At 69.8% G+C, this 23182-nt stretch carries 21 protein-coding genes and 1 riboswitch; of the genes, 9 read left to right on the top strand and 12 right to left on the bottom strand.

Features of this window, described 5'->3' with window-relative positions:
• Positions 1-144: 144 nt before the first annotated feature.
• The gene (gene cyc1 / locus ABZ854_RS09475) at positions 145-1230 is read left to right on the top strand and encodes an epi-isozizaene synthase (RefSeq protein ID WP_361206767.1); all 1086 of its coding nucleotides are present in this window, start codon (positions 145-147) and stop codon (positions 1228-1230) included.
• Positions 1227-2597 carry a cytochrome P450 gene (locus ABZ854_RS09470; RefSeq protein ID WP_361206764.1) on the top strand — a complete coding sequence of 457 codons (1371 nt, stop codon included), beginning with the start codon at positions 1227-1229 and terminating at the stop codon, positions 2595-2597. Before cyc1 ends, ABZ854_RS09470 begins: the two co-directional genes overlap by 4 nt.
• 24 nt (positions 2598-2621) lie before the next feature.
• On the opposite strand, the gene ABZ854_RS09465 is transcribed toward ABZ854_RS09470, so the two are convergent.
• Positions 2622-3584 carry a helix-turn-helix domain-containing protein gene (locus ABZ854_RS09465; protein WP_361206761.1) on the bottom strand — a complete coding sequence of 321 codons (963 nt, stop codon included), beginning with the start codon at positions 3582-3584 and terminating at the stop codon, positions 2622-2624.
• Between the two features lie 93 nt (positions 3585-3677).
• On the opposite strand from ABZ854_RS09465, the gene ABZ854_RS09460 reads away from it, so the two are divergent.
• The gene (locus ABZ854_RS09460; protein ID WP_361206758.1) at positions 3678-3932 is read left to right on the top strand and encodes a hypothetical protein; all 255 of its coding nucleotides are present in this window, start codon (positions 3678-3680) and stop codon (positions 3930-3932) included.
• On the opposite strand, the gene ABZ854_RS09455 is transcribed toward ABZ854_RS09460, so the two are convergent.
• From ABZ854_RS09455 to ABZ854_RS09430, 6 genes are all read right to left on the bottom strand, one after another.
• A complete protein-coding gene (locus tag ABZ854_RS09455) occupies positions 3845-4858 on the bottom strand; it encodes a ribonucleotide-diphosphate reductase subunit beta (protein WP_361206755.1) in 1014 nt (337 codons plus the stop codon). The two genes, ABZ854_RS09460 and ABZ854_RS09455, sit on opposite strands and share 88 nt — an antisense overlap.
• Positions 4858-7212 carry a ribonucleoside-diphosphate reductase subunit alpha gene (locus ABZ854_RS09450; protein ID WP_361206752.1) on the bottom strand — a complete coding sequence of 785 codons (2355 nt, stop codon included), beginning with the start codon at positions 7210-7212 and terminating at the stop codon, positions 4858-4860. Before ABZ854_RS09450 ends, ABZ854_RS09455 begins: the two co-directional genes overlap by 1 nt.
• Positions 7213-7358: 146 nt before the next feature.
• A riboswitch (cobalamin riboswitch) is annotated at positions 7359-7453 on the bottom strand.
• Between the two features lie 77 nt (positions 7454-7530).
• Positions 7531-8034, bottom strand: a complete 504-nt coding sequence (locus ABZ854_RS09445) for a GNAT family N-acetyltransferase (protein ID WP_361206749.1) — start codon at positions 8032-8034, stop codon at positions 7531-7533.
• A gap of 79 nt (positions 8035-8113) precedes the next feature.
• Positions 8114-9724, bottom strand: a complete 1611-nt coding sequence (gene mctP, locus ABZ854_RS09440) for a monocarboxylate uptake permease MctP (protein WP_361206746.1) — start codon at positions 9722-9724, stop codon at positions 8114-8116.
• Positions 9721-9984, bottom strand: coding sequence for a DUF3311 domain-containing protein (locus tag ABZ854_RS09435; RefSeq protein WP_361206743.1), 264 nt, complete (start codon positions 9982-9984; stop codon positions 9721-9723). Before ABZ854_RS09435 ends, mctP begins: the two co-directional genes overlap by 4 nt.
• A gap of 210 nt (positions 9985-10194) precedes the next feature.
• Positions 10195-10959: a GntR family transcriptional regulator gene (locus ABZ854_RS09430; RefSeq protein WP_361206740.1), complete on the bottom strand. Its 765-nt coding sequence runs from the start codon at positions 10957-10959 to the stop codon at positions 10195-10197.
• Positions 10960-11368: 409 nt separating this feature from the next.
• On the opposite strand from ABZ854_RS09430, the gene ABZ854_RS09425 reads away from it, so the two are divergent.
• The 4 genes from ABZ854_RS09425 to ABZ854_RS09410 all read left to right on the top strand — a co-directional run bounded on the left by ABZ854_RS09425 (position 11369) and on the right by ABZ854_RS09410 (position 16139).
• Positions 11369-12649: an extracellular solute-binding protein gene (locus ABZ854_RS09425; RefSeq protein ID WP_361206737.1), complete on the top strand. Its 1281-nt coding sequence runs from the start codon at positions 11369-11371 to the stop codon at positions 12647-12649.
• A 173-nt stretch (positions 12650-12822) separates the two neighbouring features.
• Positions 12823-13809: a sugar ABC transporter permease gene (locus ABZ854_RS09420; RefSeq protein ID WP_129306668.1), complete on the top strand. Its 987-nt coding sequence runs from the start codon at positions 12823-12825 to the stop codon at positions 13807-13809.
• Entirely contained in the window at positions 13806-14645 is an 840-nt protein-coding gene (locus tag ABZ854_RS09415; protein WP_361206734.1) for a carbohydrate ABC transporter permease, read from the top strand. The genes ABZ854_RS09420 and ABZ854_RS09415 overlap by 4 nt, the downstream gene beginning before the upstream one ends.
• A 9-nt stretch (positions 14646-14654) precedes the next feature.
• Positions 14655-16139: a glycoside hydrolase family 3 protein gene (locus ABZ854_RS09410; protein WP_361206732.1), complete on the top strand. Its 1485-nt coding sequence runs from the start codon at positions 14655-14657 to the stop codon at positions 16137-16139.
• A gap of 84 nt (positions 16140-16223) precedes the next feature.
• On the opposite strand, the gene nagB is transcribed toward ABZ854_RS09410, so the two are convergent.
• The gene (gene nagB, locus ABZ854_RS09405) at positions 16224-17009 is read right to left on the bottom strand and encodes a glucosamine-6-phosphate deaminase (RefSeq protein WP_361206729.1); all 786 of its coding nucleotides are present in this window, start codon (positions 17007-17009) and stop codon (positions 16224-16226) included.
• Positions 17010-17468: 459 nt separating this feature from the next.
• Here nagB and ABZ854_RS09400 point away from each other — a divergent pair, with 459 nt between their 5' ends.
• Positions 17469-18965 (top strand): PAS domain-containing sensor histidine kinase, encoded by a 1497-nt coding sequence (locus tag ABZ854_RS09400; RefSeq protein WP_361206840.1) that lies wholly within the window; start codon positions 17469-17471, stop codon positions 18963-18965.
• 174 nt (positions 18966-19139) lie between these two features.
• Here the strand turns inward: ABZ854_RS09400 and ABZ854_RS09395 are convergent, their stop codons facing one another.
• A complete protein-coding gene (locus ABZ854_RS09395) occupies positions 19140-19397 on the bottom strand; it encodes a WhiB family transcriptional regulator (protein ID WP_040248489.1) in 258 nt (85 codons plus the stop codon).
• 320 nt (positions 19398-19717) lie between these two features.
• Positions 19718-20686 (bottom strand): diacylglycerol kinase family protein, encoded by a 969-nt coding sequence (locus ABZ854_RS09390; RefSeq protein ID WP_361206726.1) that lies wholly within the window; start codon positions 20684-20686, stop codon positions 19718-19720.
• A 438-nt stretch (positions 20687-21124) separates the two neighbouring features.
• On the opposite strand from ABZ854_RS09390, the gene ABZ854_RS09385 reads away from it, so the two are divergent.
• Complete coding sequence (locus ABZ854_RS09385; protein WP_361206723.1) at positions 21125-21577, top strand: hypothetical protein; 453 nt, start codon at positions 21125-21127, stop codon at positions 21575-21577.
• A gap of 11 nt (positions 21578-21588) precedes the next feature.
• On the opposite strand, the gene ABZ854_RS09380 is transcribed toward ABZ854_RS09385, so the two are convergent.
• Both ABZ854_RS09380 and ABZ854_RS09375 read right to left on the bottom strand, forming a co-directional pair.
• A complete protein-coding gene (locus ABZ854_RS09380) occupies positions 21589-22662 on the bottom strand; it encodes an RNA polymerase sigma factor SigF (protein ID WP_361206722.1) in 1074 nt (357 codons plus the stop codon).
• A 17-nt stretch (positions 22663-22679) separates the two neighbouring features.
• Positions 22680-23093, bottom strand: coding sequence for an anti-sigma regulatory factor (locus ABZ854_RS09375; RefSeq protein WP_129306657.1), 414 nt, complete (start codon positions 23091-23093; stop codon positions 22680-22682).
• Between the last annotated feature and the right edge of the window lie 89 nt (positions 23094-23182).

Genomic DNA, 23182 nt, shown 5'->3' with positions numbered 1-23182 from the left:
TCGGCACCTTGGGGTAGTGAGTGGAGCAAATCCGTTCCCAGACCGGTCAGTTGTGGTGCTGAATGTAAGTGCGGGGATACGCAACGCGCACGTCCGGCACAGCGGTAGGGGGGTGCGCTCCTGGCGGCTGAGAGGGGTTTGTACGTGCATGCTTTCCCACACGGCACCACATCGACGCCTACGACGGCGGTAGTCCCACCCTCGCTGGCACTCCCGGTGATCGAGTCCGCCTTTCCTCGGCAACTGCACCCGTATTGGCCCAAGTTGCAGGAGAAGACCCGGCTGTGGCTGCTCGAAAAGCGGCTCATGCCGGCGGACAAGGTGGAGGAATATGCCGACGGTCTTTGCTACACGGACCTCATGGCGGGGTACTACCTGGGCGCCCCCGACGACGTCCTGCAGGCCATCGCCGACTACAGCGCCTGGTTCTTCGTCTGGGACGACCGGCACGACCGCGACATCGTGCACGGCCGGGCGGGGGACTGGAGGCGGCTCAGGTACCGGCTGCACACCGCGCTCGACGCCCCCCGGCACCACCTGCGCCACCCGGATCCGCTGGTCGCCGGGTTCGCGGACGGCGTGCTGCGGCTGTACGGCTTCCTGCCGCACACCTGGGGCCGGCGGTTCGCCCGGCACTTCCACGCGGTGATCGAGGCGTACGACCGCGAGTTCCGCAACCGCGTCGAAGGCTACATACCCGGTGTCGAGGAATACCTCGCCCTGCGGCGCCTGACCTTCGCACACTGGATATGGACGGACCTGCTGGAGCCGAGCGCCGGGTGCGAACTCCCGGGCGCCGTGCGGAAACACCCGGCATATAACCGTCCGGCGCTGCTCAGCCAGGAATTCGCCGCCTGGTACAACGACCTCTGCTCGCTGCCGAAGGAAATAGCGGGCGACGAGGTGCACAATCTCGGAATCAGTTTCGTCACCCATGAGGGAATGACTCTGGAAGAAGCCGTGGACGCGGTGCGTTGCCGGGTCGAGGAATGCATCAGTGAATTCCTGGATGCGGAACAGGACGCGTTGCTCTTCGCCGACCGTCTCGCCGACGGCACGGTGTACGGAAAGGAACTGAGCGCCGCCGTGCGTGCCTGCGTCGGCAATATGCGGAACTGGTTCAGCTCCGTCTACTGGTTCCACCACGAGTCCGGCCGGTACAGGGTCGACAGCTGGGACGACCGGTCCACGCCCCCGTACGTCAACAACGAAGCGGCAGGTGAGAAATGACCGTCGAGTCTGTGAAGCCCGTGACCGAGGAGACGTGCGTACCGCGGGAGGCGCCACTGGCAGGCGGCGCGGTGCCGGTGCTCGGACACGGCCTGAAACTGGTCCGCGACCCGCTCGCCTTCATGTCCGGGCTGCGGGAGCACGGGGACGTCGTACGCCTGAAGCTCGGGCCCAAGACGGTGTACGCGGTCACCACGCCGGAACTGACCGGCGCGCTCGCGCTCAGCACCGACTACAGGATCGACGGACCGCTGTGGGAGTCGTTGGAGGGCCTGCTCGGCAAGGAGGGCGTGGCCACCGCCAACGGGCCGCGCCACCGGCGCCAGCGGCGCACCATCCAGCCGGCGTTCCGGCAGGACGCCATCCCCGCGTACGGCCCGGTCATGGAGGAGGAGGCGCACGCGCTGACCGAGCGGTGGCGGCCGGGGGGGACCATCGACTGCACCTCCGAGTCGTTCCGGGTCGCCGTGCGGATCGCCGCCCGCTGCCTGCTGCGCGGCGAGTACATGGACGAGCGGGCCGAGCGGCTGAGCGTCGACCTGGCGACCGTCTTCCGCGGGATGTACCGCCGGATGGTGATCCCGCTCGGGCCGCTGTACCGGCTGCCGTTCCCGGCCAACCGCGAATTCAACCGGGCACTGGCCGATTTGCATCTGCTGGTCGACGAGATCGTCGCCGAGCGCAGGGCATCTGGTCAAAAGCCGGACGATTTGCTGACGGCATTGCTGGCGGCGAAGGAAGACAATGGCGAGCCCATCGGGGAACAGGAGATCCACGACCAGGTGGTCGCGATACTCACCCCGGGAAGCGAAACAGTCGCCTCCACGATCATGTGGCTGCTGGAGGTGCTCGCGGCACATCCGGAACACGCGGAGAAGGTGCGCGCCGAGGTCGAATCCGTGACCGGCGGTCAACCCGTCGGATTCGAGCACGTGCGCCGGCTCACGCACACCAACAATGTCGTCGTCGAGGCGATGCGGTTGCGTCCCGCCGTATGGATTCTCACGCGGCGGGCGGTGACCGACACCGCACTCGGTGGCTATCGCATTCCGGCCGGGGCGGACATCGTCTACAGCCCGTACGCCGTCCAGCGCGACCCCCGCTCGTACGGCCGCCACCTCGACTTCGACCCGGACCGCTGGCTGCCCGAGCGGGCGGGGGAGGTGCCGAAGTACGCGATGAGCCCGTTCAGCGTGGGCAACCGCAAGTGCCCCAGCGACCACTTCTCGATGACCCAGCTGAGCCTGATCACCGCGGCGGTCTCGGCGAAGTACCGGTTCGAGCAGGTCAGCGGATCGAACGACGGCACACGGGTGGGCATCACGCTGCGGCCGCACAAGCTGCTGCTGAGGGCGCGGCCCTGGTAGGCGCCCGTGCCCGCCGGCGCGGGTTCAGGCGGCCCGCGGGCCCCGGAACGCGCGCCGGTAGGCCTGCGGGGTGGTGCCGAGCACGCCGACGAAGTGGTGGCGCAGCGCGGCCGCCGTGCCGAAGCCGGTCTGCCCGGCGATCGCGTCCACGGTCTCGTCCGTCCGCTCCAGCAACTCCTGCGCCAGCAGCACCCGCTGGCGCAGGATCCAGCGGTACGGGGTGGTTCCCGTCTCCTGCTGGAAACGGCGGGCGAAGGTGCGCGGGGCCATGTGGGCGCGGGCGGCCAACTGGTCGACGGTGACCTCCTGGTCGAGGTTCGCCTCCATCCAGGTGAGCACCTCCCCGACGGTGTCGCAGGGCCCCTTGGGCAGCGGCCTCTCGATGTACTGCGCCTGCCCGCCGTCCCGGTGCGGCGGTACGACCATCCGCCGGGCGATCTTGTTGGCCACCTCCGGGCCCTGTTCCTTGCGCACGAGGTGCAGACAGGCGTCGATCCCGGCGGCGGTGCCGGCGGAGGTGATCACCGGGTCCTCGTCGACGTACAGCACGTCCGGCTCGACCTCGACCCGTGGGAAGCGCCGCGCGAGCTGTTCGGCGTGGTGCCAGTGGACGGCGCAGCGCCGTCCGTCCAGCAGGCCGGCGGCGGCCAGCACGAACACCCCGGAGCAGACGCTGAGCACGCGCGCCCCGCGGCCGACGGCCCGCCGCAGCGCGTCCAGCATCTCCTCCGGGTACTCCCGCGTGGCGTACGTGTCACCGGCGGGCACCGCGATCAGATCGGCCTCCTCCAGCCGCTCCAGCCCGTGCGGCGTGTGCACGGTGAACCCGCAGTGCGTGCCCAGGGCGGGTCCCTCGGCACTCACCACGGCGAAGTCGTACACCGGAAGACCCTCGTCGCTCCGGTCGATCCCGAACACCTCGCACACCACACCCAGCTCGAACGGATGCACCCCGTCCAGCAGCACCGCGGCCACGTTCTTCAGCATGCCCCCAGTGTGCCCCACCGCTGGCAGTTATTCGATGGTGTACGGCAGTCCTGCCACTCCCGGTCAGGGGTGCGGCGCACGACAGTGGTGTCCATGAACGCAAACCAGATCCAGGCCCTCGTCGGAATGCTCGCCACCTTCGCCCTCCTGGCCTTCATCGCCCTCCCCTCCTTCCTCGGCCTCCTGCACGAGAAGCGCATCGACCGCGAACTGAGGGAGGCACAGGAGAGGCACGGAGGCGAGCCCCGGCAGCGGCAGACTCAGAAGTCCTCGTCCAGGTCCACCGTTCCCTCGACCGCCACCTGGTACGCGGAGGGGCGGCGTTCGAAGAAGTTGGTCAGTTCCTGAACGCCCTGCAGCTCCATGAAGGAGAAGGGGTTCTCCGCGCCGTACACCGGGGGGAAGCCGAGGCGGGTGAGGCGCTGGTCGGCGACACACTCCAGGTACTGGCGCATCGAGTCGGTGTTCATGCCGGGCAGGCCGTCGCCGCACAGGTCGCGGGCGAACTGCAGCTCCGCCTCGACGGCTTCCCGGAGCATGTCGGTGACCTGCTGCCGGAGCTGGTCGTCGAACAGGTCCGGCTCCTCCTTGCGGACCGTGTCGACCACGTCGAAGGCGAAGCTCATGTGCATGGTCTCGTCACGGAACACCCAGTTGGTGCCCGTGGCGAGGCCGTGCAGCAGACCCCGGCTGCGGAACCAGTAGACGTACGCGAAGGCGCCGTAGAAGAACAGGCCCTCGATGCACGCGGCGAAGCAGATCAGGTTGAGCAGGAAGCGGCGGCGATCCGCCCTCGACTCCAGGCGGTCGATCTTCTCGACCGAGTCCATCCACCTGAAGCAGAACTCCGCCTTTTCGCGGATGGACGGGATGTTCTCCACGGCCGCGAACGCGGCGGCCCGGTCCTCCGGGTCGGGGAGGTAGGTGTCGAGCAGCGTCAGATAGAACTGGACGTGCACGGCCTCCTCGAAGAGCTGGCGGGAGAGGTAGAGCCGCGCCTCGGGGGAGTTGATGTGCTTGTACAGGGTCAGCACGAGGTTGTTCGCGACGATCGAGTCGCCCGTCGCGAAGAACGCCACCAGGCGGCCGATCAGGTGCTGTTCGGCGGGCGTCATCCTCGCCAGGTCGGCGACGTCCGAGTGGAGGTCGACCTCCTCCACGTGCCAGGTGTTCTTGATGGCGTCCCGGTAGCGCTCGTAGAAGTCCGGGTAGCGCATGGGGCGCAGCGTCAGCTCGAAGCCCGGGTCGAGCAGGTTGGTGTTGCGGGAAGTCATTACTGGCAGGCCTCGCAGGACTCGGGGTTTTCCAGGGAACAGGCGACCGCGTCGGGGTCGGCGACCTGCTGCACGGGTACGGTCGCCCGCGCGGCCGCACGGGCGATGCGCGTCGCCGGTCGGGAACGCAGGTAGTACGTCGTCTTCAGGCCCTGTTTCCAGGCGTACGCGTACATCGAGGAGAGCTTGCCGATCGTCGGCGTCTCCAGAAACAGGTTCAGGGACTGGGCCTGGTCCAGGTACGGGGTGCGGGCCGCGGCCATGTCGATCAGGCCGCGCTGCGGGATCTCCCACGCCGTGCGGTACAGCCGCCGTACGTCCTCGGGGATCCACGCGAAGTCCTGCACCGAGCCGTTCGCCTCGCGCAGCGCCTCCCGGGTGCGGGCGTCCCACACGCCGAGGTCCTTCAGGTCCCGCACCAGGTAGGAGTTGACCTGGAGGAACTCACCCGACAGCGTCTCGCGCTTGAACAGGTTGGACACCTGCGGCTCGATGCACTCGTACACGCCCGCGATGGAGGCGATCGTCGCGGTGGGCGCGATCGCGAGGAGCAGCGAGTTGCGCAGGCCGACCCGCGCGATCCGCTCGCGCAGTGCCGCCCAGCGCTCCGGCCAGATCCGCTCGGTGTCGTAGTGGTCGGGGTGCAGGACCCCGCGGGCGGTACGGGTCTTGTCCCAGGCCGGGAGCGGGCCGTTGCGCTCGGCGAGGTCGGCGGACGCCTCGTACGCGGCCAGCATGATCCGCTCCGCGATCCGGGTGGACAGCGCCCGCGCCTCGGGGGAGTCGAAGGGCAGCCGCAGCTTGAAGAAGACGTCCTGCAGGCCCATCGCGCCGAGGCCGACCGGACGCCAGCGCGCGTTCGAGCGGCCCGCCTGCTCGGTCGGGTAGAAGTTGATGTCGACGACCCGGTCGAGGAAGGTGACGGCCGTGCGGACCGTCTCGTCCAGCCGCTCCCAGTCGATGTCCCCGCCGGCCACGAACGCGCCGAGGTTCACCGACCCCAGGTTGCAGACCGCCGTCTCCCCGTCGTCGGTGACCTCCAGGATCTCCGTGCACAGGTTGGAGGAGTGGATGACGTGGCCCGGCTCGGCCGTCTGGTTGGCGGTGCGGTTGGCGGCGTCCTTGAACGTCATCCAGCCGTTGCCCGTCTGCGCGAGGGTCCGCATCATGCGGCCGTACAGCTCACGCGCCGGCATCGTCTTCTTCGCCAGGCCCTTCGCCTCGGCCGCGCGGTAGGCCGCGTCGAACTCCGCACCCCACAGGTCGACCAGCTCCGGCACGTCCGCCGGGGAGAACAGCGACCAGGGCCCGTCGGCGTCCACCCGGCGCATGAACTCGTCCGGCACCCAGTGCGCGAGGTTCAGGTTGTGCGTACGGCGGGCGTCCTCACCGGTGTTGTCCCGCAGCTCCAGGAACTCCTCGAGGTCGGAGTGCCAGGTCTCCAGGTACACCGCCGCCGCGCCCTTGCGTCGGCCGCCCTGGTTCACCGCGGCCACGGAGGCGTCGAGCGTCTTCAGGAACGGCACGATGCCGTTGGAGTGCCCGTTGGTGCCGCGGATCAGCGAACCCCGCGAGCGGATCCGGGAGTACGACAGCCCGATGCCGCCGGCGTGCTTGGAGAGGCGGGCGACCTGGTGGTAGCGGTCGTAGATGGAGTCCAGCTCGTCCAGCGGGGAGTCGAGGAGGTAGCACGACGACATCTGGGGGTGCCGGGTGCCGGAGTTGAACAGGGTGGGGGAGGAGGGCAGGTAGTCGAGGCGGCTCATCAGGCCGTAGAGCGCGGCGACCTCGTCCACGGACCTGGAGGTGTCGTCCTCGGCCAGCCCGCTCGCCACGCGCAGCATGAAGTGCTGGGGCGTCTCGATGACGCGCCGGGTGATCGGGTGCCGGAGCAGATAGCGGCTGTGCAGGGTGCGCAGACCGAAGTAGCCGAACCGGTCGTCGGCGGCGGTGTCGACCAGCGCGTCCAGCCGCTCGGCGTGCAGCCGCACGAACTCGGCGGTGCGGTCGGCGATGAGCCCCTCGCGGTGACCGACGGCCACGGACCCGGTGAAGGAGGTCACGCCCTGCGAGGCGGCCTCGGCGCGGATCGCGAGGGTCAGCAGCCTGGCCGCCAGCTTCGAGTAGGCGGGGTCCTCGGAGATGAGGCCGGCCGCGGCCTCCGTGGCCAGCTCGCGCAACTCCGCCTCGTCCGCGCGCGCCGACCGCCCGCGCAGCGCGGCGGCGGCGACCCGGCCGGGGTCGGCGTCGGGGAGGTCGGCGGTCAGCTCGGTCAGGGTCCGCAGCAGCGCGGCACCGGGACCGTCGGTCTTCAGCTCGGTGACTGAAGCCGGGTCGGCTGGCGCGATGGTCACGTGGGGCTCTCCCTCGCTCGGCACGGGGCCTTGCGGAGGGCAGCGGGCAGCGCGAGCGCGCACGGCGCCGCGTCCGCCGGCCCACTCCACGAGGCCCGGACGTCTGTGGACACCCGGACCAGGAAGGGCCGGGCGCGCTGTCGGCAGGTCCTCGGACTGACTCCTGTGCGCGGCGTCCCTACGGAACAGACACGCACAAGTACACCGTTGCGGGACAGTTCCGGATTCGCACCGGATTCCCCTGCGGCGACAGCGAGCATGAGCATACATCTTGTGCTGGGCTGTGGTGTCACCCCCAGATGTTGTGTTGCGTCCGCTTCATAGCGTCAACTTGTAGGTAAGGAGCGTGAAGTCGTCCAGCTCCGGCACGGGATTCCAGTCCCGCTCGGGCGTTCGCACGAAGCCCAGACGTTCGTAGATGCGGTGCGCTGTGTGCATGGTCGGCTGGGTCGACAGCACGACGGCTGTGCAGCCCGCGTCCCGCGCGCGGTCCAGGCAGGCCCGGACGAGGGCCTCACCGGCACCCCGGCCCCGTGCTTCGGCGGCGACGGCGAGGGCCCTGATCTCGGCCTCGCCGGGGCGCGCGATGTCGGCGACGGGTCCCCCGGACGGGACGAAGGCGACGCCCCCGAGGAGGTGGTCGCCGGCGACGGCGACGAGGACCTCGGCGTGGGCGGCGCGGGCCGCGACGTCCTTGAGGACCGGAAGGTAGGGGTCGCTCTCGCCGTAGTCCAGGAGGCCGTCGTCCAGGTAGGCGCGGCCCGTCATCTCTCCCAGCGCCTGGTATTCGGTCGGGTCGGCGGGGCGGATGTGGATGTCCATGCCGGTCAGTGTGTACGACAGCGGGCCGCCGATGGTGGTGCGTTTCGGCGGCCCGCTGCGGGTGGTGAGGCTTGATCGCTCAGTGAGCGCTTCCCGCCGTTGCCGGAGGCAGTTCCACCTGGACTCCCGCGTCGCCGGCGTCGGCCGTGTAGTCGTCGGGGGATGTCTCGTCGATGCCCGCCGGGGCGTTCACGGCCCTCAGGACGAAGGTGAGGACCACGGTGACGGCGACGTTGAGGACGAACGCCGTGAGGGCGATGTACCCCATCTCGCCGATGCCCGGGATCTTCGCCGCGGAGCCGCCGAAGTGCGCCTGCGTCGGCGAGGCGACCCCGTACGCGGCGACCGTGCCGTAGACCATGCCGACCGCCCAGCCGGCCAGCAGCGCCCAGCGGTGGAACCAGCGGGTGAACAGGCCGCCGACGAGGGCCGGGAAGGTCTGCAGGATCCAGATGCCGCCCAGCAGCTGGAAGTTGATGGCGACCGTCTTGTCCATGGTGAGGACGAAGACCAGCGCGCCCAGCTTCACCAGCAGCGACACGATCTTGGAGACCTGGGCCTCCTGCTTGGGCGTGGCGTCCGGCTTGATGAAGTCCTTGTAGATGTTGCGGGTGAACAGGTTCGCGGCCGCGATGGACATGATGGCCGCCGGCACCAGCGCGCCGATGCCGATCGCCGCGAAGGCCACGCCCGCGAACCAGTCCGGGAACATGTTCTCGAACAGCTGCGGGATCGCCAGCTGCCCGTTGGTGACCTTCACCCCGGCCGCGATCGCCATGAAGCCCAGCAGGGCCAGCAGGCCCAGCATCAGCGAGTACAGGGGCAGGATCGTGGTGTTGCGCCGGATCACCTCACGGCTGCGCGAGGACAGCGTCGCGGTGATCGAGTGCGGGTACATGAACAGGGCCAGCGCGGAGCCGACCGCCAGCGTGGCGTACGTCCACTGCTTGTCGGCGCCCGGGACGAGACCGCCCGCGCCCGTCGTAGTGAACTTGTGGTTCGCCGCGGCGAAGATGTCGTCGAACCCGCCCAGCTTGATGGGGATGTAGATGATGGCCACCGCGATGACGATGTAGATCAGCGCGTCCTTGACGAACGCGATGAGCGCGGGGGCGCGCAGCCCGGAGGAGTAGGTGTACGCGGCCAGCACCGCGAACGCGATGAGCAGCGGCAGGTCCTTCACGAACCCGTTGGCGTGCGCCCCGCCGCCGACGCCCATGACGTCCAGTACGGCCTGGATGCCGACGAGTTGGAGGGCGATGTACGGCATGGTGGCGAGGATGCCGGTGACGGCGACCGCCAGCGACAGGCTCTTGGAGCCGAACCGGCCGCGCACGAAGTCCGAGGTGGTCACATAGCCGTGCCGGTGCGAGACCGACCACAGCCGGGGCAGGAAGGTGAAGATCAGCGGGTACACCAGGATCGTGTACGGCACCGCGAAGAAGCCGGCCGCGCCCGCCGCGTAGATGGCGGCCGGTACGGCGACGAAGGTGTAGGCCGTGTACAGGTCGCCGCCGAGCAGGAACCAGGTGACCCAGGTGCCGAACGACCGCCCGCCCAGGCCCCATTCGTCCAGGGAGTGCTCGTCGTCGGCCTTGCGCCAGCGGGCGGCCAGGAAGCCCATGACGGTGACGGCCACGAAGAAGAAGATGAAGACGCCGAGAGCGACGCCGTTGACCCCGGTCTTCATTCCGCCGCACCACCCTTCTGCGAGGTGCGGGCGCGCTGGTCACGCTGCCACAGCTTGTACGCCAGCATGGTCAGGGCGGTCGCGATGATCACCCACAGCATCTGGTACCAGTAGAAGAACGGGATACCGATGAACGCCGGGTCGCTCTTGGCGTACGAGCCGACCCACATCATCGCCACGAACGGTGCGCACAGGCACAGGGCGATGGTCACGCGCACCGGCGTGACCACCGCTGGTTTCACTTCACTTGACTCCGGCATGCGGCCGCTCCGTCCCCTTTGCCGATCAGGTGTAATGCGCAGGCAATGTAAGCGACGGTTTCCGCCCCGGGGAAGGCCCGCGGAAACAGCGAATCCGGCAGGCGGCTTCACGATGACCGGGGCGGATGGTTCCGTCCCTCATGAGTTGCCGTACTGCCGGATTCGGTTGACAGCGGATCGGGGTCGTCCCCGGAACGTCGTATCCGGACTTCAGTCCAGCGGCCGCTTGAGCCGGGCCACGAACTTGTAGCGGTCCCCGCGGTACACCGACCGCACCCATTCGACCGGTTTGCCCTCGCGGTCCAGCGAGTGCCGGGACAGCATCAGCATGGGCAGGCCGACGTCGGTGCCGAGCAGGCCGGCCTCGCGCGGGGTGGCCAGGGAGGTCTCGATGGTCTCCTCGGCCTCGGCGAGGTGGACGTCGTAGACCTCGGCGAGGGCGGTGTAGAGGGAGGTGTACTTGACCAGCGAGCGCCGCAGGGCCGGGAAGCGCTTGGCGGACAGGTGCGTGGTCTCGATGGCCATGGGCTCGCCGTTGGCCATGCGCAGCCGCTCGATGCGCAGCACCCGCCCGCCGGCCGTGATGTCGAGCAGTCCGGCGAGCCGGTCGTCGGCGGTGATGTAGCCGATGTCCAGCAGCTGGGAGGTCGGCTCCAGCCCCTGGGCGCGCATGTCCTCGGTGTACGAGGTCAGTTGCAGTGCCTGGGAGACCTTGGGCTTGGCGACGAACGTGCCCTTGCCCTGGATCCGCTCCAGCCGGCCCTCGACGACCAGTTCCTGAAGGGCCTGGCGGACGGTCGTGCGGGAGGTGTCGAACTCGGCCGCCAGCGTGCGCTCCGGCGGGACCGGCGTGCCCGGCGCCTGGGTCCGGGTCATGTCGAGCAGGTGCTTCTTCAAGCGGTAGTACTTGGGCACGCGCGCGGTACGGACGGTTCCGCCGGCCTCGTTCTCCGCACTGCTGACGTCGGTGCTCATGCTCTGCCTTCCCGGCTCCTGATGCCGACTGCGACGGCATCCCATCGGCCACGGCTCACATCGTGGCACGGCTTCGTGTGACAGGGGTCCACCCGCACGCTCCGTGATCTCCTCTGTATACCGTCGTGACCCCGGTTGGTCTAGTCCAACGGTGCGGTCGGCGGGCGCTGTCCGGCGGAACTGGTCCGTCCGATCTGTCGCTTGCGCAATGAAAGGTTCCTGCATATCTCGGTCCCGTCACGGACGCCCGGAGCCCTGTTGAACACCCTTGACAGGCCTATTGGTCTGGGCCAAGCTCCCCCTACTGGTCTACACCATTGGTCCAGGTCCCGGCCCCGTGGGCGGTACGCACCTTCAACGGTCACCGCAGGGAGCCTGGGGGGTTTGAGGCATCCCTGAGGAGGGTGGCGTGAAGCGCAAGCTGATAGCCGCGATCGGTATCGCGGGCATGGTCGTCTCCATCGCGGCGTGTGGCAGTGACAAGGACGACAGCAAGGCCGGGGGGACGGACGCCAAGGAGCTGACCGTCTGGCTCACCGTCGACGCCCAGAACAACTGGCCGAACCTGGTGAAGGCCGCCGACGCCGCCGTCCAGAAGGCGCACCCGGGCATCAAGATCAAGCACGAGTACTACGGCTGGCCGGACAAGAACACCAAGCTGGACGCCGTCCTCGCCACGGACAAGGCCCCCGACGTGGTCGAGATGGGCAACACCGAGATGCTCGGCTACATGGTCAAGGGCGCCTTCGCCCCCGTCGACCCGGCCAAGTTCGACAACTCCTCCGCGTGGCTGGACGGCCTCAAGGCCTCGGTGACGTACGACGGCAAGACCTACGGCGTGCCGTACTACGCCGGTGGCCGCGTTGCCACCTGGCGCAAGGACATCGCCGCCTCGGCCGGGATCAAGTCGACGCCGAAGACCTACGCCGAGCTGACCGCCGACCTGGACAAGGTGCAGAAGAAGGAGGGCGGCAAGTTCAACGCCTGGTACCAGCCCACCCGTGACTGGTACGCGGCCATGTCCTTCGTCTACGACGCCGGCGGCTCCATCGCCAAGCAGGACGGCGGCCAGTGGAAGGGCAACCTCTCCTCGCCCGAGTCGATCAAGGGCCTGACCGAGTTCAAGAACGTCATCGACAAGTACATGCACGGTGACAAGACCAAGGACGAGTCCGACCGTTACATCGTCTACGGCCAGGGCAAGTCCGACCTGATCTTCGGTGCCGCGTGGGAGGGCGCGACCGCGGCCGACCCGAAGAACGACAAGACCGGCAAGCTCAAGGACGACCTCGAGAACTTCGTGATGCCCGGTCCGTCCGGCAAGAACATGCCGGTCTTCCTCGGCGGCTCCGACCTCGCCATCCCGGTGAAGTCCAAGGCGCAGGGCGTGGCCGCCGAGTGGATCAACGCGTTCACCGGCGCCAAGGGCCAGAAGGGCCTGATCGCCAAGGGCAACCTGCCCAACAACAAGACCGACCTCGCGACGCTGAAGAGCGACCCGGCGACCGCCGTGCCGGCCACCGCCGCCGAGTCCAACTGGTTCGTCCCGATGGCGCCCGGCTGGGGCCAGGTAGAGAAGGCCCAGGTGCTGCAGACCATGCTGCAGAACATCGGCACCGGCAAGCAGTCGGTCCAGGCCGCCGCGAAGACGGCGGACGCCGCGATCGACAAGGTCATCAACACCAAGTGACGTGACGGCAGGGCCTCGTAGAGCCTTGGGGGGTTCCGGGGGCGGGGCCCTGCCGCCCGTACGGCCGTGCGACCGAGGCGTCGCGCGGCCCTGCCGGATGTGCGCCGTGCGAGCCCGACCACCCCGCACGGCCGGGTCTTCGTACCGCCAGAGGGACCGCTGAGGAGCGCGCGATGAGTGCCGCAGACACGACCACCCCCGCCAAGGTGCCGCCGCCGCGGCACGCACCGCCACCAGGCGTCCAGGCCGGACCGCGCACGTCGCGCAGAACGGGCGGGGCCACCACCCCCTGGCTGCTGCTCGCGCCCTGTCTGCTGGTCCTCGCCGTGGTCATGGGCTACCCGCTGGTCCGGCTGGTCTCCCTGTCCTTCCAGAAGTTCGGGCAGTCCCAGCTGTGGGGCTTCCAGCCGGCCGAGTCCGTCGGCTTCCACAACTTCTCCGCCGTGCTGGGCGACAGCGAGTTCTGGCAGGTCGTCGTCCGCACGATCGTCTTCGCGGCCGGCTCGGTCATCCTCACGATGGTCCTCGGCATGCTGGTCGCCCTGCTGCTCCAGCGTGTCTCCGGCTGGGTGAAGACCCTCATCAACATCGCCCTGGTGGCCAGCTGGGGCATGCCCGTCATCGTCGCCACCACCGTCTTCAAGTGGCTCTTCGACGCCGACTACGGCATCCTCAACGCCCTGCTCAGCAAGCTGCCCGGCGTCGACATGATCGGCCACAACTGGTTCGCCAGCGGACCCCAGGGCCTCGCCGTCATCATGCTGCTGGTGGTCTGGGGCGCCGTGCCCTTCGTGGTCATCACCCTCAGCGCCGGCCTCACCCAGGTCCCCAAGGAACTGGAGGAGGCCGCCCGGCTCGACGGCGCGACCGCCTGGGGCGTCTTCCGGCACGTCACCCTGCCCATCCTCAAGCCGATCATCGTGATGCTCACGACCCTGTCGGTCATCTGGGACATGGGCGTCTTCCCCCAGGTCTTCGTCATGCGCGGCGGCCACCCGGAGGCCGACTTCCAGATCCTGGCGACCTACTCCTACGACCGCGCCTTCGTGCTCAACGACTACGCGCAGGGCTCGGCGATCGCCCTGATCACCGTCCTGCTGCTGCTCGGCGTGGTCGCCGTGTACATGCGCCAGATGCTGAAGATCGGAGAGGTCGAATGAGCCTCGCTGCCGCACCCCGCCGCAAGTCCCGGCTCGGCTGGAACATCCTCGGCCTGCTGGTGTTCCTGACCGTCGGCTTCCCCGTCTACTGGATGCTCAACACGGCGTTCAAGCCGGCCAAGGACGCCATCGACCCGGACCCGAGCCTGTTCCCCACCGGGATCACCCTGGACAACTTCCGCCGCGCGCTGGACATAGCCGACTTCTGGGGCCCGGTCGGCCGCAGCCTGATCGTGTCCCTGTCCGTCGTGGTGGTCGGCATCGTCGTCGGCATGCTCGCCGCGCTCGCCATCTCCCGGTTCGCCTTCCGCGGCCGCAAGGTCGTGATCGTCGGCATCCTCGCGGTGCAGATGGTCCCGCTGGTCGCCATGATCATCCCGGTCTTCCTGCTGCTGAACGACCTCGACCAGTACGACAAGCTGTCCGGTCTGATCATCACCTACCTGACGTTCGTCCTGCCGTTCACCGTGTGGACGCTGCGCGGCTTCATCGTCAACATCCCCAAGGAGCTGGAGGAGGCCGCGATGGTCGACGGCTGCTCCCGCACCGGCGCCTTCATTCGCGTCGTCTTCCCCCTGCTGGCCCCCGGCATGGTCGCCACCTCCGTCTACGCCTTCATCCAGGCCTGGAACGAGTACCTCTACGCCCTGATGCTGCTCAGCCAGGAACACCAGACCGCGACCGTGTGGCTCAGCAACTTCAGCACCAAGCACGGCACCGAATACGCCCCGATGATGGCCGGAGCCACGATGATGGCCGTGCCGATCGTCGTTCTGTTCCTCCTCGTCCAGCGCAAGATGGCCGCGGGCCTGACCGCGGGCGCCGTGAAGGGATAACGCCACCCGATGACGACATTCGCCAGCGGCACCGACACACTCACCCGGGACGCGCTCACCGTGCTGCAGCCCGGCTTCACCGGAACCACCGCCCCCGACTGGCTGCTGCGCCGCCTCGGCGAGGGCCTCGCCTCCGTCGGACTGTTCGGCCGCAACATCGCCACACCCGCCCAGGTCGCGGCCCTCACCGCCCAACTGCGCGCCGAACGCGACGACGTGCTGGTCGCCATCGACGAGGAGGGCGGTGACGTCACCCGCCTGGAGGTGCGCACCGGCTCCTCGTTCCCCGGCAACCACGCCCTCGGCACCGTCGACGACGTCGAGCTGACCCGCCAGGTGGCCCGCGAGCTCGGCCGCCGCCTGGCCGCCTGCGGCGTCAACCTCAACTGGGCCCCCTCCGCCGACGTCAACTCCAACCCCGCCAACCCGGTCATCGGCGTCCGCTCCTTCGGCGCCGACACCGGCCTGGTCGCCCGGCACACCGCCGCCTATGTCACCGGCCTGCAGTCGGCCGGCGTCGCCGCGTGCACCAAGCACTTCCCCGGGCACGGCGACACCGCGGTCGACTCCCACCACGCGCTGCCCCGCATCGACGTCGACACGGCCGTCCTCGCCGCCCGTGACCTGGCGCCCTTCCGCGCCGCCATCGCCGCCGGCACCCGCGCCGTGATGAGCGCCCACATCCTGGTCCCGGCCCTGGACCCGGACCGTCCGGCAACGTTGTCGCGGCCCGTCCTCACCGACCTGCTGCGCGGCGAGCTGGGCTACGGCGGCCTGATCGTCACCGACGGCATGGAGATGAAGGCGATCGCCGACACCTACGGCATCGAGCACGGCAGCGTCCTCGCGATCGCCGCGGGCGCCGACGCGATCTGCGTGGGCGGCGGCCTCGCCGACGACGAGACGGTACGGCGCCTGCGCGACGCCCTGGTCGCGGCCGTACGCTCCGGCGAGCTGCCCGAGGAACGGCTCGCCGACGCCGCCCGCCGGGTCCGCGAGCTGGCCGCCTGGACCTCCGGCGCCGCCACCACGCGGACCGGGCCAGACCCCGAGGTGGGGCTGCGCGCCGCCCGCCGGGCGGTCCGGGTGACCGCCGGTGAGCTGCCCTTCGGCCCGCTCACCGAGGCGCCCTACGTCGCCGCGTTCACCCCCGTCGCCAACATCGCCGTCGGCGACGAGACGCCCTGGGGCGTGGCCGCCGAACTCGCCCGGCTGCTGCCGGGCACCGTGACGGGCAGCTTCACCGGCGACGACGCGGGCCACGCCGCCCTCACCGCGGCCGGCTCCCGCCGCGTGGTCGCCGTGGTCCGCGACGAACACCGCCACCCCTGGATGAGCACGGCCCTCGACACCCTCCTCAAGGCGCGCCCCGACACGATCGTCGTAGAAATGGGCGTCCCCCAGTCCCCACCCCGAGGCACCCTCCACGTGGCCACCCACGGAGCTTCTCGCGTCTGCGGCCAGGCAGCGGCAGAGGTACTGACGGGCGCCTGAGCGCCCGAAGGGGCGCGGGGAACTGCGCGACAAGCCACAGTCAACCCGCGCCCCGAAGTCAACCGAACCCGGCAGACGGATCCGCTAAATCCCCTGCCACTCAGGCTTGTTCACATAAGTGTGCCGGAAGTAATCCGCAAGCTTCAGCTTGGAAGCCGCCCCCTCGTCGACGACAACCGTCGCATGCGGATGCAACTGCAACGCCGACGCCGGGCACACCGCGGCCACCGGCCCCTCCACACTCGCGGCGACGGCGTCGGCCTTCCCCTCGCCCGTCGCGAGCAGCACCAGATGCCGCGCCTCCAGAATCGTCCCGATGCCCTGCGTGATCACGTGGTGCGGCACCTGGTCGATCCGCCCGTCGAAGAACCGCGCGTTGTCGATCAGCGTCTGCTCGGTCAGCGTCTTGATCCGCGTCCGGGACGCAATTGACGAGCACGGCTCGTTGAACCCGATGTGCCCGTCCGTACCGATCCCGAGCAGCTGCAGGTCCACCCCGCCGGCCGCGGCCAGCGCCCGGTCGTACGACACGCACGCGGCCTGGACGTCCTCCGCCGTGCCGTCCGGCCCGATGAACGCCTCCATCGGGATCCCGAGCGGCTCCAGCACCTCCCGGCGCAGCACCGAGCGGTAGGACTCGGGGTGCTCGGACGGCAGCCCCACGTACTCGTCGAGCTGGGCTATCCGCGCCCGTGAGGTGTCCACGGCACAGGCGCGCACCTTGGCGCTCAGTGCCTGGTAGACGGGCAGCGGGGTCGAGCCGGTGGCCACGCCGAGCAGGGCGTCGGGCTTGCGCCGCAGCAGCTGGGCCATGGCCTCGGCGATCAGCTCGCCGCCCGCCGCGGCGTCCGGAACGATGACAACTTCCACGCTGGGCCTGCCGTTCTGAAGTCGCTATGTGGTTTAGACCAATCTAACAGAATTCAGCCTCCCAGGCCCGTGCCGGGAAGCCAGGCGAAATTGCCATGACCATCTGTCCCCGCGGGGCACCCGCGCGGGCTAGGCTGCGTGGCATCACGTGCCATCAAGCCATTGGCGGCGCACCCGCTCCGGTGCATGGACAGGCGTTCGTGGTCTAGTCCACAATGTTCTGGAGCGATACAAAAGCCTCCGCCCTCCCCGCACAGGAGGACGGACCGAGGAACCGGCGCTCTCTGCCCTGACTGCCCCGGCTCCTCGACCTCGGCCGACCGGGACCGCACACCCCACGGCCGATGATGCTCCGGGCTGCGGTGCCGGGTGGGTTGAGGGTCCCTCCCAGGCGCCGCGGCCCGCGGGTGTTTTTCGGCCCCTCGCGTCCCGCCGGGTACGCTCGCACACGTGCCCTCCATGAACGACCTCGTACGCGAGCACACGGCCCTGGACGACTCCGACCTGGAGTGGCTCCACCTGCTGGTCTCGGAGTGGCAGCTGCTCTCCGACCTCTCCTTCGCCGACCTCGTCCTGTGGGTGCCCACCCGCGACGGCACGCGGTACGTCTCGGTCGCCCAGATGCGCCCCAACACGGGCCCGACCTCGTACCAGGACGACATGGTCGGCCACCTCGTCCCGCGCGGCCGCAGGCCCATGCTGGACGCGGCGCTCGACGAGGGCCGGATCGTGCGCGAGGGCGACCCGGAGTGGCGCGAGGAGGTCCCCGTACGGGTCGAGTCCATCCCCGTACGGCGTGAGGGCCGCGTCCTCGGTGTCATCGCGCGCAACACCAACCTGCTCACCGTCCGTACCCCGAGCCGCCTCGAACTGACGTATCTGCAGAGCGCTTCCGACCTCGCCCAGATGATCGCGGCCGGCTCCTTCCCGTTCCCCGACCAGCAGGTCGACATGGACGCCTCGCCGCGCGTCGGCGACGGGCTGATCCGGCTCGACGCGGACGGCCTCGTCCAGTACGCCTCGCCGAACGCCCTGTCCGCCTACCACCGCCTCGGCCTCGCCTCCGACCTCGTCGGCCAGCCGCTGGGCCAGACGACGGCCGAACTCGCCCCGACCCGGGGTCCGGTGGACGAGGCGCTCGCCAAGGTGGCCAGCGGATGGGCGCCGCGCGAGTTCGAGATCGAGGCCACCGAGGGGGTGATCCAGTTCCGGGCGATCCCGCTCAAGCCCAAGGGCACCCGCATCGGTTCGCTGGTGCTGCTCCGGGACGTCACCGAACTGCGCCGCCGCGAGCGCGAGTTGATCACCAAGGACGCGACCATCCGGGAGATCCACCACCGGGTGAAGAACAATCTCCAGACCGTCGCCGCCCTGCTCCGCCTCCAGGCCCGGCGCATCGGCTCCGACCGTGGCCGGGAGGCCCTGGAGGAGGCCGTACGGCGGGTCGGCTCGATCGCGATCGTGCACGAGACGCTCTCGCAGAACCTCGACGAGCGCGTGGAGTTCGACGACATCGCCGACCGGGTGCTCGCGATGGTCGCCGAGATCTCACCGGGCAAGGTGGCCGGCCGGCGCAGCGGGCGGTTCGGGATCCTGGACGCCGAGGTCGCCACCCCGCTGTCGATGGTCCTCACCGAGGTCCTGCAGAACGCCCTGGAGCACGGTTTCCGGGAGGGCGACACCGGCACGGTCGAGGTCTCCGCGCTGCGCGGTGGCACCAGCAAGGAACCGCGCCTCCTGGTCACCGTCCAGGACGACGGGGTCGGCCTGCCCGAGGGCTTCGACCCGCACCGCTCGGGCAACCTCGGCCTGCAGATCGTACGGACGCTGGTGGAGGGGGAGTTGGGCGGCGCGTTCGACATGGTCCCGGCGCCGGAGCGGGGGACGCGGGTGATCCTCGACCTTCCCGTCCGGGCGCAGAAGCAGGGCGAACGGACCGGCGCCGAACAGCATTGACGCACGGGTGCGCAGGGAGCCCGAGACAGCATTGAGCCCCGGATCACTGGGTGATCCGGGGCTGAAGCTCGAAGCTATGCGCATCGGGGGTACTGCGCGCTGCGGCTCGGGGGCGGGAGATGCGTGCTCGCTGCACGCGCCGCCAAGCTCAGGCTGTCAAGCAGGGTGGGAGTGTCAGGCGGAGGCCTGACGAGCCCGGTTGCGAGCGGCGCGGCGCTTCATCGCGCGGCGCTCGTCCTCGCTGAGACCACCCCAGACGCCGGAGTCCTGACCGGACTCGAGCGCCCACTGCAGACACTGCTCAACAACAGGGCAGCGACGGCAGACGGCCTTGGCTTCCTCGATCTGCAGCAGCGCAGGACCGGTGTTGCCGATGGGGAAGAAGAGCTCGGGGTCTTCCTCGCGGCAAACGGCGTTGTGACGCCAGTCCATGGCTGCTACCTCTCCTTGGTATTACATGCAAGTTGCTTGTGAATGTGAACGCTTTCACGAATCCCTCAACAAGTGAAGGGCCGACCGTCGAGTCTCCCCGGCGTTGGTCCTGGGTTTGAAGAGGGGTTCTGGTGATCAGTGGAGGCCGGTGTTGCGGGCCGTCCCGATCGCCATGTAGAGACTCGCAAACCTCGGCGGCGGATACAACCCCTTCCGGAAAGTTTTTTTTGATTCCTCGGTGTCGACTAGGTCACAGCCGTACTTCCATGGGGTGGATCCTGGCCTAAACGTTCGAGTGAAAGGAGTTTGGCGCGTTCCGCTCACACAATCACACGCAGTGCACGGCGTACACCTGTGAACGTCACGCTCGTACGCAGTCCCAGGTGGTCGCCGTCCATCTGGAGCGGCAGGGGCGCCTTCGAATGCAAGGTGAACCGGTCCAGGTCGTGCAGTGACAATGCGTGCCTGCCGTGGGGGCCGCGCTCGGGGGACGAAGTGAGCAACTGCGTCCCATACCGGGCAACCGAGGCGGTCGAGAGGCGGCTGAGACCGAGCACGTCGATGCCCGTGTCGAACGAGGCCTTAGGTGACGTGTACATCGGGCGATTGCCGAGATACGTCCAAGGGGACGTGTTCGAGACTATGGCGACAACCAGGTCGGTGACCGGGTCCGCGCCCGGCCGCTCCAGTGTGATGTTCCCGTGGCGGCGGTTCGGCTCGCCGAGGAACTGCCGGACGACCTGACGGACGTACAACGCGTGCGTCGACTTCTTCCCGCGCTCCCGCTGCTGCTCGACCCGGCCGACCACACCCGCGTCGAAGCCGAGGCCGGCGTTGAAGGTGAACCAGCGGGCCGGGACCGTCTCGTCCTCGCTGCCGGGCGTGCCGGAGGCCAGGCCGAGGCCGACGACCCGCTCACGGCCCTCGCGCAGCGCGTCCAGCAGGGCGCCGGTGGCCTCCACGGGCTCGTTGGGCAGGCCCAGGGCACGGGCGAAAACATTGGTGGAACCGCCGGGCACCACGGCGAGGCCCGGCAGCCGCTCGGGGTCGGGGCCGGCGTGCAGGAGTCCGTTCACGACCTCGTTGACGGTGCCGTCGCCGCCGAGGGCCACAACCATGCGGATGTCGTCGCTCTCCGCGGCCTGCTGCCCGAGGTCGCGGGCGTGGCCCCGGTACTCGGTGGTGACCACCTCGAGCTTCATCTCGCTGGCCAGGGCGTGGATCAGCACATCGCGCCTGCGGGCACTGGTGGTGGTTGCCGCCGGGTTGACCACGAGAAGTGCACGCATGGAGGGCAGCGTACCTACTGGGAAGTACCGGGCCCAGCCCGAGGTAGGGATCCGGTAAGAGACCGACTGCGCGAGCCGGACCGAGTGAGCCCAGGGCCGGTTCCCGCCTGCGGGTGCGCCGTGGCCGGCCGCGCAGTTCCCCGCGCCCTTTACGGGGCTGCCCCGCTCGCGCCGTCTTCGCCTGCGGGCCCGCCGTGGCCGGCCGCGCAGTTCCCCTCGCCCCTGACGGGGCACGTCCCAGCCCGCCGTAGCTGCGGGCATGCGTGCCTCCCCCAGTGCCTAAGGGCCTGGGGGACCCCCAGGGCGTCACGGGTGGGCGCAGCGGCACCCCGCAAGCGCGGGCTGGTGTACCCCCCGGCCCGCTGCGGTGCTGGGCGGCTTGGCGGCGCCGGTGGGTGCAGTCGTCGTACCTCGGGGCGGCGCGGATACCCTGCAAGGGTGAGCCGTGAGCAGAACCCCACCACCGCGCCCGCCGAAGCAGCCGCCACCGAGGAGCCCCGCCCCCGTCGGCTGACGTACGCCGCCGCCCTCGCCGCCCTGGAGGGCATCGCGCTGCTCGCCGCGGGCGTGTGGGTGTGCGTCGAGGCCCTCACCGGCTCCCCCGACAGCCGGCAGCAGGCCGTCGCCCTGGGCATCACCCTCGGCCTCCTCGCCCTGCTCCCGCTGCTCGCCGCCCGCGGTTTGCTGCGCCGCCGCGGCTGGAGCCGCGGCCCGGCGGTCATCACGCAGATCATGGGCCTGTTCTGCGCCTACTACCTGCTCCAGGCCGACAGCCTCGCCATCCCGGCCGGCATCGTCATCGCGGCCATGTCCGTCGCCGCCCTGGTCCTGCTGGTGAGCCCCACGACGGCCCAGGCCCTCGGCATCAAGGGACCGGGCCGCACCGAATAGGGGCCTACCCCCTACTCCTCGACGAGCAGCTTCTCCCGCAGCTGCGCCAGCGTGCGGGCCAGCAGCCGGGACACGTGCATCTGGGAGATGCCGACCTCCTGCGCGATCTGCGACTGGGTCATGTTCCCGAAGAAGCGCAGCAACAGGATCCGCTTCTCGCGCGGCGGCAGATCCTCCAGCAGCGGCTTGAGGGACTCCCGGTACTCCACGCCCTCCAGCGCCTCGTCCTCGGCGCCGAGGGTATCGGCCACCGCCGGGGACTCGTCGTCGGTGTCGGGGACGTCCAGCGACAGCGTGGAGTACGCGTTGGCGGACTCCAGGCCCTCCAGGACCTCCTCCTCGGAGATGGCCAGCTTCTCGGCCAGCTCATGGACCGTGGGGGAGCGCCCGTGCAGTTGGGACAGCTCCGCCGTGGCCGTCGTCAGCGCGAGACGCAGCTCCTGCAGGCGGCGCGGGACGCGCACCGCCCAGCCCTTGTCGCGGAAGTGCCGCTTGATCTCGCCGACGACGGTCGGGGTGGCGTACGTGGAGAACTCCACGCCGCGCTCCGGGTCGAAGCGGTCAACGGACTTGATCAGGCCGATGGTGGCGACCTGGGTGAGGTCGTCCAGCGGCTCGCCGCGGTTGCGGAAGCGGCGCGCCAGGTGCTCCACGAGCGGCAGGTGCATGCGGACGAGCTGGTTGCGCAGCTCCGCGTACTCCGGGCTGCCCGCGTTGAGCTTGCGCAGCTCGACGAACATCGCCCGCGCACCGCTGCGGTCGTGCGGATCGTGCGGTGCGGCCCGCACGGCCTCGGCGCGCAGCGCGTCGTCCCCGGCGTCTCGCTCGTGCTCGCTCATCGCTCCGCCCGTCGCCCTTTCACGAGCCCTCGCCCCCGCGCGGGCGGCGGATCCGGTTCCGCGCTGCGCTTGAGGGGGCGCGCTCTGCACGGCACCGTCCCGGCCGGCCGGCCCGGAGTCGTCCTCCGGGTGTGGCCTGGCCTGCTCGGGAATGCCGTCGATGCCGTCCGCCATGCGTCGGGAACCGGCCGCAGGGCCCGCGCCCTGCGTCGGTAGCTCCCGTGTGCCGCGCTCTTCGTCCTGCACCGGCCCGTCCCCGTCCCTCACGCCGGCCCGGGTCCCGCGCCGCGCTGTTTGTAGAGGCTGATCGACACGGTCTTGTCCTCGTCGACGGCGGACGAGACCTTGCCCGCGAGGGCCGAGAGCACGGTCCACGCGAAGGTGTCCCGCGAGGGCGCGTGTCCGTCGGTGGTGGGCGCCGACACCGTGACCTCCAGCGAGTCGTCGACCAGCCGGAAGACACAGCTGAGCACGGAGCCCTGCACGGCCTGCTGGAGCAGGATCGCGCACGCCTCGTCCACGGCGATGCGCAGATCCTCGATCTCGTCCAGGGTGAAGTCCAAACGGGCCGCGAGGCCGGCCGTGGCCGTCCGCAGCACCGACAGGTAGGCACCCGCGGCCGGCAGCCGGACTTCCACGAAGTCCTGGGTCGCGGGCTCGCCTGCGATCTGGGACACCCTCACCTCCATGGTGGTACAAGCTTTACGGGGCCGAGGGTCGCCCCCCGGGGTAACGCGTCGGTGGTTCCGCGGTGACGCTATCGCGC

It is taken from the genome of Streptomyces sp. NPDC047028 (assembly GCF_040644095.1).
GTDB lineage: Bacteria > Actinomycetota > Actinomycetes > Streptomycetales > Streptomycetaceae > Streptomyces.
This window is presented reverse-complemented; position numbering and strand designations above follow the sequence as displayed.